Consider the following 16,620-nt stretch of genomic DNA (forward strand, 5'->3'; position numbering starts at 1 on the left):
CGCCGCCGCGGCGTCGTCGGGGCCTCAGTTGCTGCCGCCTCCGCCACCGCCGTCGCCACCGCCGCCCTCGCCTCCGCCACCAAACTCGCCGCCGCCGGTGCCGCCCGCACCACCGGCGTAACCGTATCGGCCGTCATTGAAGGGCAGATCGCCGCGAATGCCGCGCGGCTTGGATCGCTTACCCGGCCCTGCGAGATGTTGCAGGCAGACCCGGCCGGGGACCGGGAAGCACTCGCCCCGGCCTCCGCAGTCGGCCAGGTAGCGGTTGCCATCTCGGATGCGGAGCTCCTGGTCCACCCGGAACAGCAGGGGAAGGTCGGTCGGGCCACCACCCTCGTCCCGGCGGCCATAGCCCAGCGTGGCGAGCAGTTGGGAGCTGCGAATGGCGGTGGTCGTGGCGCCGTTCGTCGCAGACCTCGGCTCGTGCTGCACGCGGCGCCCGAACGCGGCGTCGCAGAAAGCGGCGTAGTCCTGCGTGTGCAGGGTCAGTGCCTGCCACAGATCGTCCACGACCACCGACGGCATCGACAGTTTCGCACTGGTGTGGCGGGCGACGAGCCGGAACCACTGCCGGGTCGCGTTTTCGACGAGAACGATGTCGTCGTCGTTGAGCTGGGGATGCTGATTTCGTAGATGCTCACGCACGCTGGCAGGAAACTGCAGGTTGGACACGGCACGGAGTCGGCGAGGGGTGCGGTCGCTTCTGAACCTCGTCCAGATCATGCGGCTACTTCTATCCGCCCAGGGTGCGAGCGCTAAGGCCTCGACTTGCCGTGGCGGCGCCGTGGCCCCTTCAGCGTAAGGCAGTGGGCAAGGGCGTCACCGGACGCAGACGCGTCCGACGTGGTGGGTCCCGCCCATCGGCCTCGCACCTGGCCCGGATGGTCGGTGCGCCGGGCGTCGGGGCGATGATGGGGCCATGAGTGGTGGCACCGAGGGCCGAGGCATTGCTGAGTTGGCGGCACTGCTGGCCGACGGCACCCGAGCCGGCATCTGCGTCGCGCTGCTCGACGGCCGAGCCTGGACCGCTGGCGAACTGGCCCGGCGTGCCGGCGTCGCGCCGTCGACGGCGAGCGACCACCTCACCCGGCTGGTCCGGGGCGGCCTGCTGGTCGAGGAGCGGCAGGGCCGCCACCGCTACCTACGGCTGGCCGGGCCGTCGGTGGCCCAGCTGATCGAGGACCTGGCCGGGCACGCCCCGGCTCCACCCGCGCCGGCCGGGTCGCTGCGCGCGGCCAACGCGAGCACCGCCCTGGCGTACGCCCGGACCTGCTACGACCACCTGGCCGGGCGGTTGGGCGTGCTGGTGTACGACGCGCTGCTGGCCGATGGACGGCTGGACCGGTCCGGCGGCTTGACGCTGACGTCCGAGGGGTGGGCGTGGGCCGCCGAATTGGGCGTACCGGTGCACGTGCTGCGCACCGCTCGACGCCCGGTGGTCCGTGACTGCCTGGATTGGACCGAGCGCCGGCCGCACCTGGCTGGAGCGCTCGGCGCGGCGCTGTGCCGCCGCTTCACCGACCTGGGCTGGATCACGCCGGGCACGGGTCGCGCGGTCCGACTCACCTCGACCGGCCGTGCCGCCCTCGCCGAAACCCTGGACGTCTCCGAACAGACCCTCGCGCCCAGCCCGCCCCCGGCACCCGCCAGCGGGCGAGCCTGACCCCGATCCAGGACAACACCGTTGCGTGTTTAAGGCCCGGGTCGGCGTAGCAACCCGTGAAGACCTCGTCTCAGCGCCCGGCCAGGCGCCGATCGTGGCGCGCGGTGCAGCCTTCGATGCCCGACGAGGGGGCACCACCCACGCCTCGCCCCCTTTGCTCTGCTTCAACGGAGGCAACACTTCTGCCGCGTAAGTGTTGCCTCCGTTGAAGCAGAGCAAAGGGAAACCCAAGCACCCCTGCCACCCCGCCAGCGACGCACACACGCACACGCGCACACATGCACACGGGTCATCACCCGCCGCGTTGGCCGCAGGATCGCCACACCGACCCCCGCGCTGAACGCAACAGTGTTGCGATCCAGGATCGAGCGCGATCTTGGCGAGGTGGGGCGGGATTGTTCGGTGGGGGGCGAAGGGTTCGGGTTCTACGGTCGGGCGGTGACTGAGACCTGGCCTGACATTGCGCCCCCTGCGGGAACACCGGCGTGCGGCCCACCCTCGTTCGAAGCGGGGCGCGGTTGGTGGGTGACGCGGCACGCCGACGTACGGGCGGCGCTGACCCATCCGGCGTTCGAGGTGCCGGCGGTCGAGAGCGGTCCGTACGGCACGCTCGCCTGGCTGCGGGCCTCGGTCAGCCGGTTCAGCACGCCGCAACGGCACGGCGAGCGCCGGGCGATCGTGGTTGACGCGTTGGGCGCGCTGGACCCGGACGAGCTGCGAGACGAGGCGGCCCGGTCGACCGTCGCCGTTCTGGACCAGGCCGGTGGCCGCCTCGACGTGATGCGTGACGTAGCCCGGCTGGTGCCGCTGCGGGTGCTGGCCGGGCGCCTCGGTTTCGCCGACCCGGCAGCCGCCGGGACGGCGGTCGCGGTCGTCGCTGCGGCGTACCACCCGGGGGTTGACCTGGCCCTGACCCGGCAGGCCGACCGGGCGGTGGCGACGCTGCTGGCGGTGGCGCCGCCGGACGCACCGGAGGTACGCGCGAACCTGATCGGACTGCTGGTCCAGGCATGCGACGCGACCGCCGGCCTGATCGGTGCCGCCGCGCACCATCTGCTGCCTCCGCATGGCCGCCTACCTGGGGGCGACCCGCCAGGTGGGGCGGGGACGGCGGAGATGTTGGCCGAGGTGCTGCGGCTCGATCCGCCGGTACGGGCGACCCGGAGGGTCACCGCAACCGCGGTGCGACTGGGTGGGCGGGAACTGCCGGCGAGCAGCCCGGTGCTCCTGCGCTTCGACGCGGCCAACCGTGACCCGCAGGTGTTCGCCGAGCCGGCGGCGTTCCGGCCCGGTCGACCGGGTGCTGGTCTGCTGACCTTCGGGGCGGGGGAGCGCGGCTGCCCCGGCGACCGGCACGCCCTTGCCCTCGCCACCGGGGTGCTCGACGTGCTGCGCGAACGCTGCCACCGCACTCGGGCCCCGCTGTGCCACGAGCCGCACCCGACCCTGCGTGTTCCGACGAACCTGGAGGTGAGCGTCCGATGACCACCAGTTGCGTGGAGTTTCGCGCCCTGCACCACAGCAACCGACCGCTGCTGCTGCCCAACGCCTGGGATTACGCCTCGGCGGCGGCGCTCGCCGCGCGCGGCCACCGGGCGATCGGCACCACCAGCCTCGGGGTCGCCGCAGCCGCCGGTCGACCCGACGGCACCGGGGCCACCGCCGCCGAGACCCTGGCCCTGGCGCGCCGGCTCCGCACGCTGCCGGTGCTGCTCAGCGTGGACGTCGAAGCCGGCTTCAGCGCTGATCCGGCGGCCGTGGCGGAATACGTGGCGGAGCTGGCCGGGCTTGGTGTGGTCGGGGTCAACCTGGAGGACGGGCGCGCCGACGGCACCCTCTCCGACCTCGAGGACACCGCCGACAAGGTCGCCGCGGTGAAGGCGGCGGTGCCGGACCTGTTCGTCAACGCCCGCACCGACACCTGGTGGCTCGGGGTGGACGACCCGATGCCGCAGACCCTCGCCCGTGCCCGTGCCTACCAGGCGGCCGGCGCCGACGGGATCTTCGTGCCCGGCACCGTCGACCTGGCGACGCTGCGCGTGCTCACCCGAGAGATCGACGCTCCGCTGAACGCGCTGTACCAGCCGGGTGGTCCAGGGTTGGACGACCTGGGCCGCGCCGGGGTGGCCCGGGTCAGCACCGGCTCCCTGCTGTTCCGGGCCGCGCTGGCCGCCGTGGTCGCGGTCGCCGACGACGTACGCGCCGGCGGGCTCGCTGTGCCGGACGGGCCCCGGCCCGCTGTGCTGGACGGGCTGCCGTCGTACGCCGAGGTGCAGGGGCTGGTGCCGGCGGGCGGCGCGGAAACCTGAGGTCCGGCTCCCTTCGGGGTGAATCGGAGGATTGTTCGGTCCGTTCCCCTCCGGCTGATTACGGTGTGTTTTAGGGCGAACACCCAGTGCCGCGACCGGAGAAGGGACCCCCGTCATGCGAGTGCCCAGTCGTAGCCCGGGACAGCAACCCGCCTCGCCCACCGCGCCGGCCCGCCGCCGGCCCTCCGGCACCGCCCCCCGCCGGCTGTCCGCCGCCGAGCCCGACCTGGCCGCCTACCGGGCTGCCGTCGCGGAGTTGCTGGTCGAGGTCGGCGCCCTGGCCGACGCGGCCAGCACCCGGGCCCGCCAGGTGCTCATCGACGAGCGGCTGCGGGAGCCAGCGCTCGCCGCCGTCCTCGACGCCACCCCGCAAGGGCTGATCGGGGCGCGCGAGACGCTGCTGCTGGAGATGGCCCGCTACCAACCGAACGAGCGCACCTCAGCGCGTGACCTCACCGCGCTGGTGCGGATCTACCTGCTCTCCCGCATCGACGTGCTGTGGTGGCAGGACGCTCCGACGTTCGTCACCGACGACCAGGTCAACGGCAGCGCCGACCTCGTCGATCTGGAGTGGTTGCGCCGCCGCGACCTGTTGCGTTTCCGCTACCAGGAGCAGCCCGCCACCATGCTGGGCCGCGCCGCCCGCGGGCTCCGACGTCGGCTGCGGCCAGACGCTACCCCGCAGACCGCCGGGCTGCTGTTCCGTCGTGCGCGCCGGGAGGTGGTGGCGCTGCTCAACGACCTCGCGCGGGAGTTCGCCGCCGCCGCGCCACCGAACACCCCGCCGCTGTGGGTGACCAGCCTGGTCCGCAGTACCGAACACCAGTACCGGCTGCGCCGTTTGGGCTACGCCGCGATGCTGCCCAGCGGGCACTGCCTCGGCTACTCCGTCGACGTCGAGCTGAGCTGGTTCGAGCGTTTCGGCGCGCGGGAGGCGCTGGCGGAGCTGTTGCTGGCCCGGCAGGAGACCGGCGACATCAACGTGATCGACGAGGGGCAGGCCTGGCACCTGTGCCTCGCGCCCACCGCCCGGCGTCGCCTACGCCGGGCGTACGAGGCCGAGATGGGGGTCTGAGTCGGTGTGCGGCATCGCGTTGAGCATCGGCCCCGAGGCCGACCCGGCGACCTTCCGGCGGATGCTCGCCGTTCTGGCCCCTCGCGGTGAGGTCACCGAAACCCGATCCGAGAGCGGGCTGCTCGCCGGCACCCGCCGGCTACGGGTCGTCGACCGGGATCGGGCGGTGCAGCCGTGGACCTCGACCGACGAGCGCTGGCTGCTCTGCTTCAACGGCGAGATCTTCAACTACCGCGAGCTGCGGGCGCAACTGACCCGCCTGGGTCAGGCGTTTCGCACCGAGAGCGACACCGAGGTGCTGCTCGCCGCGTTCCAGCAGTGGGGCGAGGCCGCGGTGACCCGGCTCCGCGGTGAGTACGCGTTCGCAGTCGTCGAGCGGGCCACCGGCCGCGCGTACCTGGCTCGCGACCCCCTCGGGGTCAAGCCGCTCTACTGGTCCCGTCGGCCCGGCTGCCTGCAGCTCGCCTCCGAGGTCAAGGCGCTCGTCGGGCACGGCGCCCCGATCGCCGAGGTCCCACCCGGGCACCACGGCTGGGCGGAGACGGACGGGCACGTGCGCCTGCGCCCGTACGTCGACCTGCTCACCATCGGCGAGGGCCTGCCGGTCATCGACGACCCGGACGAGGCCGCCCTGCTCGTCCGTGCCGCGTTGAGCGACGCCATCCGGATGCGGGTGGAGACCGACCTGACCGTCGGGGTGGTGCTCTCCGGTGGGCTGGACAGCTCGGTGACCCTGCGGCAGGTCCGCGACATCCACCCGGACTGCGTCGCGGTGACGGTCGGTGCCGCGGACAGCCCCGACGTCGCGTACGCCCGGCGGCTCGCCGCCGACCTCGACGTGCCGCACGTCGTGGTCGAGCTGCGCCCGCGCGACATCCGGCTCGCCGACGTGCGCGAGGCCATCCGGATCTCCGAGCTGACCGAGTACGGCGACATCATCAACGCGGTCGTCTCGGTGCCGATCTTCCGGCGACTGCGTGACCTCGGCATCAAGGTGGTGCTGACCGGCGACGGCTCGGACGAACTGTTCGGCGGGTACCCCATGTATCGCCAGGTCGCCCCGGCTGCGGCCCGCCGACTGTTCCTGCACCGGATCCGCAACCTGTGCCGTACGGAGTTGCAGCGGGTCGACCGGGCCGCAATGGCGTACGGGGTGGAGGCCCGAGTGCCCTTCCTCGACCTGAGCGTGGTGGAGCTGGCGATGCGGCTGCCGCTGGACCTGAAGGTGCGCCACGGGCAGGAGAAGTGGATCGTCCGGCGGGCTTTCGCCGATGTGCTGCCCGACTACATCCTGCGCCGCCCGAAGCACCCGATGTCGTACTCGTCGGGGTTGCACGAGCGGGTCCGGCTGTACAAGCCGCTGTTCGCGCGGCTGCACCGCTCGTTCGGCTACGACCTGCAGGAGCCGGTGCGCCGGGACTTCGACACCGTGCTGAGCCGGTGTGGCAACGACCTGGACCGGGCCATCGCCGACGGGATGGACCGGCCTGACTACACCATCCTGGAGCACGCCCGCGACCTGGTCGGTGCGGCAAAGTGGAATGCCGCGCCGGTGGTCCGCCGGCTGGTCGGCCCGCGCCCCGCCCGCCGCTGACCGTCGCTCGGCCGCAGTCGGGTTCCGGACAGCCGCCGCCCACGGGAAGAAATTCCCACCTCCCCATATGCCCGTTGACCTGGGATAACTGGTAAATGTAGATAGAGAATCGTCGCTCAATACGTGAAAGCCATTCCGTGAGCGGCGGTCGGATTTCCGCCAGTCGCCCTGCGGCCGGGGGCATCAGGCGCGTGGCCGCCGAGGACTCATCAGCCGGTCGCCCGTCTCCTTCCTCCATCCGCTGTGGTCCTCATCCCCGGAAGAGGGAGAAAACATTCATGTCCCCAGTGCTCCGTGCCCGACCACGGGCCGTCACGGCATGCGCCGCAATCCTGGCGCTGATCATGAGCCTGCTGGTCGCGCCCACGGCGGCCTCGGCTCGCGCCCCGAGTCGTGCCCCCACACCCGCGATCGCGCCGGTGACAGCGCCGGCCGTCACGATGGAGCGCGTCGCCCAGGCGGCCGCCCCGGCTCAGCCACCGGCCGCACCGGCCAAGCCGACCGCGTCCTGGCGTGCCGGCACGGCGACAGTGAAGTGGAAGGCGCCGGCTGACCACGGCGCCGCCCTCACCGGCTACCTGGTCACCGCCTACCGCAACGGTAAGAAGGCGAAGACTGTCACCTTCGACGAGTCGAAGACCACCCAGAAGATCGAGGGTCTGACCGCCAAGGGCACCTACACCTTTACGGTTGCCGCGAAGAACTCCGAGGGCACCGGTCCGGCCAGCAAGCCCTCCGCAGGCGCCAAGATCATGGCTCTGCCGAGCGCACCCACCATCATCGCGGTCACCGCCGACACGGCCACCGTCCTGCTGAGTTGGACCCCCGGCCCCAACGGCGGCTCACCGATCACCAACTACATCGTCACTCCCTGGGTCGGCGGCGTGCGTCACCCCGCACAGACCTTCGGAGCGTCCACCACCAACACCGTCACCGGGCTGATCCCCACCACCGCCTACCGGTTCACGGTGGCCGCCCGCACCGCCGAGGGCACCGGCCCTGAGTCGCCCCTGTCCGATCTGGTGATCGCGAACGTGTCGCCGACGCTGCTGTTCGAGCACCCGACCGAGGCGACCGTCGGCATCGCCTACGTGGCCACCCTGAACATCACCCACGGTGTGCCGCCGTTCGTCTGGTCGATCGCCTCGGGCAGCCTGCCACCGGGGATGCTGCTCAACCCGCTCACCAACGGCATCTCGGGCGTACCGACCACCCCCGGGGATTACCCGGTGGTGATCCGCGTCAACGACGCCAACGGACAGACCGGCACACGCCTGATCGTGCTCGTCGTCAACCAGGCGCCGACACTGACCTTCCCCCCGCCGCCGCTGGGTGAGGTGGACGCGCCCTACGCCGAGCAGCTCAACGTGGTCGGTGGTACTGCACCGTTCGTCTGGAGCCTGGCTTCCGGCGCAATGCCGCCCGGGCTCACCCTCGATCCGGCTACCGGCCTGGTGTCCGGCCGGCCGACTCAGGTCGGCCCGTTCCCGTCCACGGTCAAGGTGACCGACGCCAACGGCCAGAGTGCCACCCGGGCGATCCGGATCCTGATCCAGCCCGAGAGCGTGGCCACCCTGACCGCGTCCACGAACGCCGCCCCCTTCGGCGCCGCGGTGCAATTCCAGGTCATCGTCGGCCCGGGCGTCGCCGAGGGCAGCGTCACCCTCATCGACGAGTTGCCCAACGGGGTGGAGACCCCGCTCGGCACCTTCCCGCTGACCCTCAACGTGGCCAGTTTCCAGATCTACGTACCGGCCTTCGGCCACAACCAGTTCCGGGCGCAGTACGACGGGTCCGGCCCGTTGGGCGAGGCGGTGTCCAACGAGGTCGTCATCGAGGTCTCGGCAGTGCCCCGTCAGGTGGCCATCGACCAGTTCGCGCAGTCCGGCATCAACGGTCTCACCGACCAGTTCGTCTCGATCGTCAACAGCAGTGCGATCAACCTGCCGATTGCCGGCTTCAAGGTCGAGGCGCCGGGTGGGTTGTCCATCACCATTCCGGGCTCGGCGCGGCCGCTGCCGCCCCGACGGGGCTACCTGATCGCGGCAGCCAACTACTCCCTGTACAACATCCAACCCGACCTCATCGTCCCCAGCCTCGGCCAGGGCGGGTTCCGGGTGGTCGCACCGGACGCGGCGAACACGGTCACCGACCGGGCGGGATCGACACCGGGCTTCTCCGAAGGCCCACCACTGCCCGCCTTCACCAGCCCGCCGTTCGTCCACCACGCCTGGAACCGGCTCAGAATCGCCGGCAACCTGAAGGACACCGCCAACAACGTCGCCGACTTCCGGCTGGTCGCCACCGTGCTCGGCCCGATCAACGGGGTTCCGTCCACACTCGGCAGTCCGTCCCCGCAGAACACCCTCGGCACCTACCAGCAGAACGCCGCGGTGCAGTCGACACTGTTCGACCCGAACGTGGCCGTGTCGGACGTGCCCAACCGGGTCCGCACCCCGAACAGCCTGGTGATCCGGCGGACGCTGACCAACAGGTCGTCCGCACCGATCACCCAGGCGCGGATTCGGATCACCTCAGTGAGCGCGGAGAACGGTGCGCCGTACCCCGGTGGACCGTCGCCGGCGGTGCACTCCAACCTGCGGTTGATCAACCCGCCCAACGCGACCACCTCGATCACCATCAGTGATGGTCGAACGTTGCTGGTGCGCAATCTGGCCATGGATTCGCCGGCTACCAGCCCGCCGGGTGGAGGGCTGGGCACCACCCTGACGATCCCCATCGACCTGGGTGGCCTGGCGCCGGGTGCGTCGATCAACATCGCGTTGAGCTTCGCGGTCGACACACCCGGATCGTGGTGGGTGGCGTACGACGTGGACGCGATCGGCGGAGGAGTGGTCCCCACCGTCGCGGCGTCGGCGAAGGGCACCAAGGCGACCAAGCAGCGCGCGGCAGACGCCAAGCGGCTTAAGGAGTCGCAGAAGTTGACAGTCGACAGCGGCACGTTCCGCTGACGCTCGTCGCTTGAGGGTGCGGGTGGCGCGTCACCACGAGCGCCACCCGCACCGTGCGCTGTCCATGATCGTTGAGCAGTCGATGAGCGGGGAGAACATGTCGACACCCGGACGAGGTGTCTACGGGCTGCGGGTGCACGGGCTGGACAAGGTGTCCGAGTTGCTGCCGGCCGAGGGCGCCGCTCTCGGGTGGCCCACCGTGCAGGTCCGCCAACTCGACGCACCGCCACCGCCGCCGGTGCCGCTCGACAACCGACAGGGCACCCGGGTCCTCGCCGACGGGCGGACCCTCGCCCTCGACCGGCTGGCGGGCACTGCCACCTTCTACGGCCCCGCGCTTACCCCGGACGTGCTGGCCCACCCGTACCTCGCTCCGGTGGCGACGACAGTCAACCGGTGGGTCGGCCGGGAAACCTTCCACAGCGGAGCCTTCGTGCTCGCCGGGCGGGCCTGGGCGGTGCTCGGCCCGCGTACCGCTGGCAAGAGCAGCTTGCTCGCCGCCCTGGCCGCCCGGGGCGTGCCGATCCTGACCGACGACATCCTGGTCGTCGACGGCACCGAAGCGTTCGCCGGCCCCCGCTGCGTCGACCTGCGGCAGCCCGTTCCGGGCGCGGCGCTGCCCACCTGGCCGGTCCGGTCCGGCGACCGGCTGCGCGTCGGGCTGCCCCCGATCCAGCCCCACGTCCCACTGGGCGGCTGGCTCTTCCTGCGCTGGGGCGACGCGGTCACCCTGACCCGGCTGCCCGGCACCACCCTGCTGGCCCGGCTCGCCGGGCAACGGTCCTTCGGTCAGCTGCGCTCCGACCCGACGGCGCTGCTGTCGATCGCCGCCCTGCCGGCGTGGGACCTGACCCGGCCGCGCGACTGGGCTGCGCTCGACGACACCCACCGACTGCTCGCGGACACCATCGCCGCGAGCAGGGCCGTGGGCTCCGGTCAGGGCCGTTGAAGCAGCAGCCCGTGCCCGCGTAGATCCTTCAGGAAGGCCGCCACGTCGGCTCGGGCCCGTTCCCGGTCCACCGCGGCGGTCTCCTCCAGCGCGGTGACCAACTCGGTGCTGGTGGCACCCGCCACCAGTCGTTGCCAGAGCAGCGCGCCCGCCGAATCCAGCCCGAAGTAGACCGAGTTGGCGGTGTCCAGGACGACCACCTCGTCGCCGGCCACCCGCCAGGCCACCCGGTCCGGGTCGACCCGGTGTACGTCCTCATGCGGTGTCACGACTTGACCTCCACGTCGATGTCGGAACGCTCCGGTCGGCCGGCGGTGCCGGTCGGCCCGGCCGGGTTGGCGGCCAGCCAGAGCTGTTGGACCAGGCTCGCGGTGCCGCCGGGGATCGGCCAGTGCGACCAGAGCCGGCGCAGACCGTCCGGGTCCACCAGCTGCGGGTCGGCGCCGGAGCCGTCCCAGGAGCGGACGAACTCCCGGGTCGGCGTCCGGAAGAACACCTCGAGAAAACGGGCCTTGCGGCGTGGCGCGGTGACCTCGGCCGGCAGGGCTCCCCGGACGATCTCCGTGAGCAGCTGGTCCCGGCCGATGTTTCGGCGGTCGCCGGCCAGCAGCGCCAGCGCGGCCAGAAATCCCTCGTCGAGCAGCGGCTGAATCGCGGTGGCCTGGTGCTCGGCGGCCAGCGCGGCCAGCGCCGAACAGGTCATCCGCACGTCCCGACGCCGCGTGTGCCAGGCCATCCGGTGCCGCAGCTGGCGCGGCTCGGCCCGAAGCTCTGCGCGGACCGCCCGGCGCGCCTCCCGGGCCACCGCCGGGCGCAGCCAGGGAAACATCGCCGCAGGCCCTTGACGGGTACGCGCGGCGTGCCGCAGCCACCACAGGCGGTCGCGCAACGAGGCAGCCGGCGGGCGACGCCACCCGGCCAGGATCTGGTCGCCGCCGGCGCCGGTGAGCAGTGACCCGCCGGCGGCCAGCTCGGCGATGGGCAGGTGCAGGTGCAGGTTGACCGGATGGACCACCCCGTGGCGGTGCAGCAGCCGGCGGGCCACCGGCCCGACCAGGTCCAGGTCGTCGTCGGCCCGCAGGATCTGCCACGATCCACCGATCCCCAGAGCCCGGATCACCCGTTCCTGCCAGTCCGACTCGTCGGCGCGTGGGGCCCCGGTGAACCGCCAGGTGACCGGGACCGGGTCCGGCAGCCCTTCCCGGCGGGCTGCCCGGACGGCCACCGCCAGAATCAACGACGAGTCCAACCCGCCCGAGAAGCTGACCACGCACGGCGGCCGGGACAAGCCGGCCAGCACGGCGGCGTCGAGCGCGCCCAGCGGGTCCGGTATACCGGCCGGCACGGGCCGACGCGGCGGCGGTGGAGCGATACCGAGCAGCGTGCCGGTGGCAAGGTCGAACGGGGTCGGACGGAGCATGTCGTACCTCAATCGCGTTTCAGGGTGCCGCGACCGGCGGCGAACCGCAGCGCCCGCGCGAAGGCCCAACTCGACACCGGCAGCAGTAACGCGGTGGCACCGAGCAGCGTGCCGGCCGACCCGGCCCAGTCGCCGCCGGCCAGCGCGGCCCGTAGGCCGTCCAGGGCGATCCGGCTGGGCAGCACCGCGGTCAGCTCCGGCAGCGGGCCGGGGAGCCCGGAGACCGGGAAGTACGTGCCGGACACGAAGGTGAGCCCGACGACGAAGAGTCGGGCGGCGGCGTCGCCATGGCCGACAGCGACAGTGAACGCCGCCAGCGCGATGCCGATGCCCAGCAACGACGCGGTGCCGGCGACCAGCATCACCGCGACCCCCCACCAGTCGGCCCGATCGGTGCGCAGGCCGAGCACGGTGCCGAGGATCGCCAGGTAGACGCAGGAGCGCAGCAGGGCGAACAGGAACGGGTAGCCGGCGGTCCCGATGGTCAGCGCGGTGACCGGCACGGGTTGGGCGGCCAACAACTCCAGCGTCCCGCTGCGCTGTTCCCGGATCACCCGGCTGGTCAGTTGCGTGGTGGCGGCCTGCAGGACGAGCAGGAAGGTGATGCCGACCGCCACGAAGTCGAAGTAGCTCGGCGAGTGGGTGAGGTCGGTGCCGGAGGACGGGGTCAGCGCCCGGGAGATGAACAGGAAGACGACCAGGTTCACCACCCCGAAAGCGAGGTCCAACAGCAGCGGCAGCCGGAACTGCCGTGGATCGCCGAGATCGCGGCGGACCAGGGCGAGGACCATCCCGACTGGACTGGCGCCAGCGGCCCGACGACCGACTGATGGGACGGTGGTCGCCGTCACGGCGTGGCCGCTGTGGTCGGTGTCGTCATTGCGTGGTCGCGAGGGTCAGCACGGACTGGCACCGGCTGCGGTCGTCGGCGAGGTGCGACGCGATCACGCAGGTCAGCTCGGGACGCCGATCGAGTGCCTGCCACAGCAGGAGCCGGGACCTCTCGTCGAGGGACCGGCCCGGTTCGTCGAGCAGCAGCAGCGCCGGTTCGGCGACGAGGGCCCGCGCGATGCTGACCCGGGCCCGCATTCCCGCCGAACATCGTTCGATGGGGACGGTGGCGTAGCCGGTCAGGTCCAACTCGGCTTCGACCCGGGCGACGGCCGGGCGGACGGCCTGCCGTGGCAGCCGGAGTCGGGCGACGAGGGCCACGTTCTCCCGCGCCGACAGTTTCTCGTACAGGCCCTGCTCCGGGGCGAGGCAGACGCCGGTCAGGCCTCGGGCGGGCAGTGAGCCGACCGGGTGGCCGCCGACGGTGGCCTGTCCGGCGCTGAGGGCCAGCGTGCCGGACAGGCACCGCAGCAGCGTGGTCTTACCGGAGCCGTTGCTGCCGCCCAGGAACACTCGGGCACCGACCGGGACGTCGAGGTCCAGGTCACTGAAGATCACCCGGCGCCCGAACCGACGCTGTGCCCGGCGGACCGTGAGCATCGGCGGTCCTCCCACGATGTCGGGCGTCGACGGATCAGAGTGAACCGTCGCCGCCGCCACCCAGGCCGTCGTCGGGACCTACGGTGCCGCCCTTGGTCAACTCGGCGAGGGTGCCCAGGCGCTGGATGGTCGGCGGCCGGTAGTCCGCAGCGGCGGTCTGGGCTGTGTCCGGCTCGCGGTTCGATGTCATGGGTTCTCCCTAGTCGTTCGGTGTTTTACCAGCATAAACGGTCATCCGGTGCTTTAGATGTCTTTGAAGGCCGAAACGTCGCACGACGTCGAGAACCGCCCAGAGGGCAGTTCGGTTACGCCTGCGGGTGGTCAGAGCAGCCAGGAGTTCGGGACGGGGTGGCGCAGGATCTCCGCCAACTCGTGCTGGTGCGGGTCCGGGTCGCCGTCGAGCCAGGCATGGGCGTGGAACCCGGCCCCCGGCGCACTGACCCCGATCACCACGGTCCGCGCCACCCGCCGCCGGGCGAACCAGCGCTGCAGCACCAGCGCGCTCTCCAGGCAGTTGCCGCCGCCCCGGCCCAGCGCGCGCCGGACCAGAGTGTCGGTGCCGCCGGGCGGCGGCGCGGGCAGGCGTACCGCGTCGAGCCCACCCCGGGCGAGCTGGCGGCGCACCCGCCGGCAGGCCAGCAGCGTCCACGCCACCACGGCCAAGCCGAGCGGCCCGTGCCGGCGGATGACTCGGGCCAGAGCGCGCAGCGCGCGTACCGGGTCAGCCATGCTGCCGCTGCCGCGCGGTCCGCAGCTCCCGCAGCACCCGGGGCAGCAACCGGACGTGTCGGCCGATGCGCCGGGCGTACGCCCACAGCAGGCCCAGCCGGCCGCGGTGCGCCCGTGCGTCGAACTCCCGCAGGTGTACCGGTAACGGCAGCACCAGCCGGGACAGAACGCGCAGGCGTTGCCCTGGCCCGGACACGTCCGCCAGGTGCGCCAGACCGACGGCGGTGGGACTGGCCAGGCGGGCGGCGAGCCATGCCGACGACGGGCCGCGCGTGGACGACAATCCGAGCCGGGCCGCGACCGCCACGCCGGCGGGCAGCACCCCGAGCCCGACGGTGAACGCCGGCACCGCGTCGCACCGCGCGGCGAGCCGGCCGGCTGCCTCCCAGGTGCCCGGGGGAAACGCCGCCAACGCGTTGGCCAGGTCCCGAGCTGGCTTGCCGAAACCGGCCGGACTGGCGGCATGCAGGGCAGCGATCAGGGCGGTGCCGGCCTCGTCCGGCACGAGGACACGCCCACCAGCCAGGTCGAAGTGGTCCGCCGCGGCGCGCAGCGACCGCCACAGCTCCTCGTAGTCGCCGACCCCGGCGAAGCCGCGGTGCAACTCCATGGTCAGCGGCAGTGGCCCGGGGGCGCGCCAGGGCTGCTCGTGCCAGGTGGCCGCGATGTCGTGCAGGTCCGGAGGCAGCTTCGGTCGGTAACCGGCGGCGTGGAGAGCGTCCTGCGCGGCAGTGACGGTGTCCGGTGCGACGAGCAGGTCCACGTCGGCGTAGAGCCGATCGGTGCCGAGCCGGCGGGCCAGGCCGGCGCCCTTGAGCAGCATGCTCTCGACGCCGTGTCGGCGTAGGACGTCGCTGGTGGACGCGGCCAGGGCGTCGAGGGCGAGGCAGCGCACGGCGAGGCCGGGGGAGACGGTCACGGTAGGGCCCCGACGGGGGCGAGTGCCGGTCCCACACGTGCGCGGTGACGGTACGACAGTGACATCCAGCCTGCCTCTGGGGTGGGGGATGAATCCGAGATCAGCTCGCATATATGGACATTTGGCGATTTCTGGTATACCACATTTCGGCAGGTCAGGAGCCTGCTGGCCAGGACCGCGCGGTCGACACCCTCAGGGCCGGGCTGGCTCGGCGGCCGAAACTGCTCCGGTCAGCTCACCAGCAGCAGCGCGCCGACCGCGGCGAGCGTGCCGGTGACCGCGAGCAGGGTGCTGGTCAGCACGAACCGGGTGAACGGCACGGTCACCCCGGCCGCCCGGCACCGTTCGAACCACAGCAGGGTGGCCAGCGACGCCCAGGGTGCGGCCAGCGGGCCGACGTTGGTGCCGATCAGCACAGCCAGCAGGCGGGTCACGTCGCCGGCCGGCAGCACCGACTCGCTGGCCAGGTAGGCCGGCAGGTTGTTCACCGCGTTGGCCAGCAGTGCCCCGGTCCCGCCGGCGCGGATCGCACCGCCTGCCCCGCCGTCGGCGCCGAGGAGGTTGCCGACCAGGTCGTCCAGCCCGTGCTGACCGAGGGTCTGCACCACAAGGAACAGGCCGGTGACGAAGAGCAGCAGCCGCAGTGGCACCAACGCCGGACGCAGCGTGGCGGGGGAGCGGACGACGAAGCCGATCAGCACCAGCACGAGCGCGGCGGTGGAGGCAAGGCCGATCTCCACTCCGGCGAGGATGCCGGCGACGAAGAGCAGGCAGCCGGCGAGCGCGGCGCGGTGCAGCACCGGGTCGGCCGGCACGTGCTGGGCCGGCGGGACGAAGCGCCCGCCGGCCGGCCGGTCCCGTCGCCACCACGCGTACCAGAGCAGTGCCATGGTGACCGCCACCGCGGCGATCTGCGGCAGCGCCATCCGCTCGGCGTAGGCCAGCGGTGTCAGCCCGACCCGGTCGGCGGCCAGCAGGTTGGTCAGGTTCGACACTGGCAGCAGCAGGCTGGCGGTGTTCGCCAACCAGACCGTGGTGACCGCGAGCGGGGCAGCCGGGACGCGCAGGGTGCGGGCCAACGCGAGCAGCACCGGGGTGAGCAGCACGGCGGTGGTGTCGAGGTTGAGCACCAGCGTGGTCAGTGTGGCGAGGCCGCCGCAGAGCAGGAACAGTGCCACCCACCTGCCCCGGGAGGCGATGGCCAGCCGGCTGGCCAGGACGTCGAAGACGCCGGCCACGGCGGTCAGTTCGGCGAGCACGATCACGGTGCCGAGGAAGAGCAGCAGCGGCAGGATCCGGTGCAGGGTGGCGGTGGTCTCCGCACGGGACAGCAGCCCGCTCAGCGCGCAGCCCGCGCCGACCACCGCGAGGGCGACCGCCACCAGGTCGAGCGGGTGGGGGCGCCAGCGCACGGTCGGCTCGGGCGGGGCGGGCGGCGCGCCGGCGGGAGACCTCACGTCTGACCACGTTCGCATAGCGTCCGACCGGCCGACCGCCAG

16 protein-coding genes are annotated in these 16,620 nt (G+C 72.4%); 7 read left to right on the forward strand and 9 right to left on the reverse strand.

The features are described from left to right. Positions 1 to 24: 24 nt before the first annotated feature. Positions 25 to 672 carry a hypothetical protein gene (locus tag ACLQ28_RS11520; protein WP_425686210.1) on the reverse strand — a complete coding sequence of 216 codons (648 nt, stop codon included), beginning with the start codon at positions 670 to 672 and terminating at the stop codon, positions 25 to 27. Between the two features lie 247 nt (positions 673 to 919). Between ACLQ28_RS11520 and ACLQ28_RS11525 the strand changes: the two genes are divergently transcribed. From ACLQ28_RS11525 to ACLQ28_RS11555, 7 genes are all read left to right on the forward strand, one after another. Then, a complete protein-coding gene (locus ACLQ28_RS11525) occupies positions 920 to 1,663 on the forward strand; it encodes an ArsR/SmtB family transcription factor (RefSeq protein ID WP_425686211.1) in 744 nt (247 codons plus the stop codon). Between the two features lie 525 nt (positions 1,664 to 2,188). After that, positions 2,189 to 3,148 (forward strand): cytochrome P450, encoded by a 960-nt coding sequence (locus tag ACLQ28_RS11530; protein WP_425686212.1) that lies wholly within the window; start codon positions 2,189 to 2,191, stop codon positions 3,146 to 3,148. Further along, positions 3,145 to 3,972: an isocitrate lyase/PEP mutase family protein gene (locus tag ACLQ28_RS11535; protein ID WP_425686213.1), complete on the forward strand. Its 828-nt coding sequence runs from the start codon at positions 3,145 to 3,147 to the stop codon at positions 3,970 to 3,972. Before ACLQ28_RS11530 ends, ACLQ28_RS11535 begins: the two co-directional genes overlap by 4 nt. A 115-nt stretch (positions 3,973 to 4,087) precedes the next feature. Continuing rightward, the gene (locus ACLQ28_RS11540; protein ID WP_425686214.1) at positions 4,088 to 5,047 is read left to right on the forward strand and encodes a DUF5715 family protein; all 960 of its coding nucleotides are present in this window, start codon (positions 4,088 to 4,090) and stop codon (positions 5,045 to 5,047) included. Positions 5,048 to 5,051: 4 nt separating this feature from the next. After that, a complete protein-coding gene (locus ACLQ28_RS11545; protein WP_425686215.1) occupies positions 5,052 to 6,641 on the forward strand; it encodes an asparagine synthetase B family protein in 1,590 nt (529 codons plus the stop codon). A 278-nt stretch (positions 6,642 to 6,919) separates the two neighbouring features. Next, positions 6,920 to 9,613 (forward strand): fibronectin type III domain-containing protein, encoded by a 2,694-nt coding sequence (locus tag ACLQ28_RS11550; protein ID WP_425686216.1) that lies wholly within the window; start codon positions 6,920 to 6,922, stop codon positions 9,611 to 9,613. A gap of 64 nt (positions 9,614 to 9,677) precedes the next feature. After that, positions 9,678 to 10,562 (forward strand): hypothetical protein, encoded by an 885-nt coding sequence (locus ACLQ28_RS11555; protein ID WP_425686217.1) that lies wholly within the window; start codon positions 9,678 to 9,680, stop codon positions 10,560 to 10,562. Here ACLQ28_RS11555 and ACLQ28_RS11560 read toward each other — a convergent pair. The 8 genes from ACLQ28_RS11560 to ACLQ28_RS11595 all read right to left on the reverse strand — a co-directional run bounded on the left by ACLQ28_RS11560 (position 10,550) and on the right by ACLQ28_RS11595 (position 16,578). Then, on the reverse strand, positions 10,550 to 10,831 hold the full coding sequence (locus ACLQ28_RS11560; protein ID WP_425686218.1) for a PqqD family protein: 282 nt from the start codon (positions 10,829 to 10,831) through the stop codon (positions 10,550 to 10,552). The genes ACLQ28_RS11555 and ACLQ28_RS11560 overlap by 13 nt on opposite strands. Then, a complete protein-coding gene (locus ACLQ28_RS11565) occupies positions 10,828 to 11,982 on the reverse strand; it encodes an asparagine synthase-related protein (RefSeq protein ID WP_425686219.1) in 1,155 nt (384 codons plus the stop codon). The genes ACLQ28_RS11560 and ACLQ28_RS11565 overlap by 4 nt, the downstream gene beginning before the upstream one ends. Positions 11,983 to 11,990: 8 nt before the next feature. After that, on the reverse strand, positions 11,991 to 12,773 hold the full coding sequence (locus ACLQ28_RS11570; RefSeq protein WP_425686220.1) for an ABC transporter permease: 783 nt from the start codon (positions 12,771 to 12,773) through the stop codon (positions 11,991 to 11,993). 85 nt (positions 12,774 to 12,858) lie between these two features. Next, positions 12,859 to 13,473 carry an ABC transporter ATP-binding protein gene (locus tag ACLQ28_RS11575; RefSeq protein ID WP_425686221.1) on the reverse strand — a complete coding sequence of 205 codons (615 nt, stop codon included), beginning with the start codon at positions 13,471 to 13,473 and terminating at the stop codon, positions 12,859 to 12,861. A gap of 34 nt (positions 13,474 to 13,507) precedes the next feature. After that, complete coding sequence (locus ACLQ28_RS11580) at positions 13,508 to 13,663, reverse strand: lasso RiPP family leader peptide-containing protein (RefSeq protein WP_184187525.1); 156 nt, start codon at positions 13,661 to 13,663, stop codon at positions 13,508 to 13,510. 131 nt (positions 13,664 to 13,794) lie between these two features. Beyond that, a complete protein-coding gene (locus ACLQ28_RS11585) occupies positions 13,795 to 14,202 on the reverse strand; it encodes a lasso peptide biosynthesis protein (protein WP_425686222.1) in 408 nt (135 codons plus the stop codon). Continuing rightward, positions 14,195 to 15,121 carry a nucleotidyltransferase family protein gene (locus ACLQ28_RS11590; RefSeq protein ID WP_425686223.1) on the reverse strand — a complete coding sequence of 309 codons (927 nt, stop codon included), beginning with the start codon at positions 15,119 to 15,121 and terminating at the stop codon, positions 14,195 to 14,197. Before ACLQ28_RS11590 ends, ACLQ28_RS11585 begins: the two co-directional genes overlap by 8 nt. A gap of 230 nt (positions 15,122 to 15,351) precedes the next feature. Further along, positions 15,352 to 16,578 (reverse strand): SLC13 family permease, encoded by a 1,227-nt coding sequence (locus ACLQ28_RS11595; RefSeq protein WP_425686224.1) that lies wholly within the window; start codon positions 16,576 to 16,578, stop codon positions 15,352 to 15,354. Positions 16,579 to 16,620: the final 42 nt, after the last annotated feature.

Source organism: Micromonospora sp. DT201, assembly GCF_049841575.1.
Classification (GTDB): domain Bacteria; phylum Actinomycetota; class Actinomycetes; order Mycobacteriales; family Micromonosporaceae; genus Micromonospora.

What these genes read in the sequence shown, in the direction of transcription:
- ACLQ28_RS11535 (WP_425686213.1), top strand. Translation starts at nt 3,145, where the DNA reads ATGACCACCAGTTGCGTGGAGTTTCGCGCCCTGCACCACAGCAACCGA.
- ACLQ28_RS11570 (WP_425686220.1), bottom strand. Translation starts at nt 12,773, where the DNA reads ATGGTCCTCGCCCTGGTCCGCCGCGATCTCGGCGATCCACGGCAGTTC.
- ACLQ28_RS11580 (WP_184187525.1), bottom strand. Translation starts at nt 13,663, where the DNA reads ATGACATCGAACCGCGAGCCGGACACAGCCCAGACCGCCGCTGCGGAC.
- ACLQ28_RS11540 (WP_425686214.1), top strand. Translation starts at nt 4,088, where the DNA reads ATGCGAGTGCCCAGTCGTAGCCCGGGACAGCAACCCGCCTCGCCCACC.
- ACLQ28_RS11550 (WP_425686216.1), top strand. Translation starts at nt 6,920, where the DNA reads ATGTCCCCAGTGCTCCGTGCCCGACCACGGGCCGTCACGGCATGCGCC.
- ACLQ28_RS11585 (WP_425686222.1), bottom strand. Translation starts at nt 14,202, where the DNA reads ATGGCTGACCCGGTACGCGCGCTGCGCGCTCTGGCCCGAGTCATCCGC.
- ACLQ28_RS11525 (WP_425686211.1), top strand. Translation starts at nt 920, where the DNA reads ATGAGTGGTGGCACCGAGGGCCGAGGCATTGCTGAGTTGGCGGCACTG.
- ACLQ28_RS11565 (WP_425686219.1), bottom strand. Translation starts at nt 11,982, where the DNA reads ATGCTCCGTCCGACCCCGTTCGACCTTGCCACCGGCACGCTGCTCGGT.
- ACLQ28_RS11575 (WP_425686221.1), bottom strand. Translation starts at nt 13,473, where the DNA reads ATGCTCACGGTCCGCCGGGCACAGCGTCGGTTCGGGCGCCGGGTGATC.
- ACLQ28_RS11555 (WP_425686217.1), top strand. Translation starts at nt 9,678, where the DNA reads ATGATCGTTGAGCAGTCGATGAGCGGGGAGAACATGTCGACACCCGGA.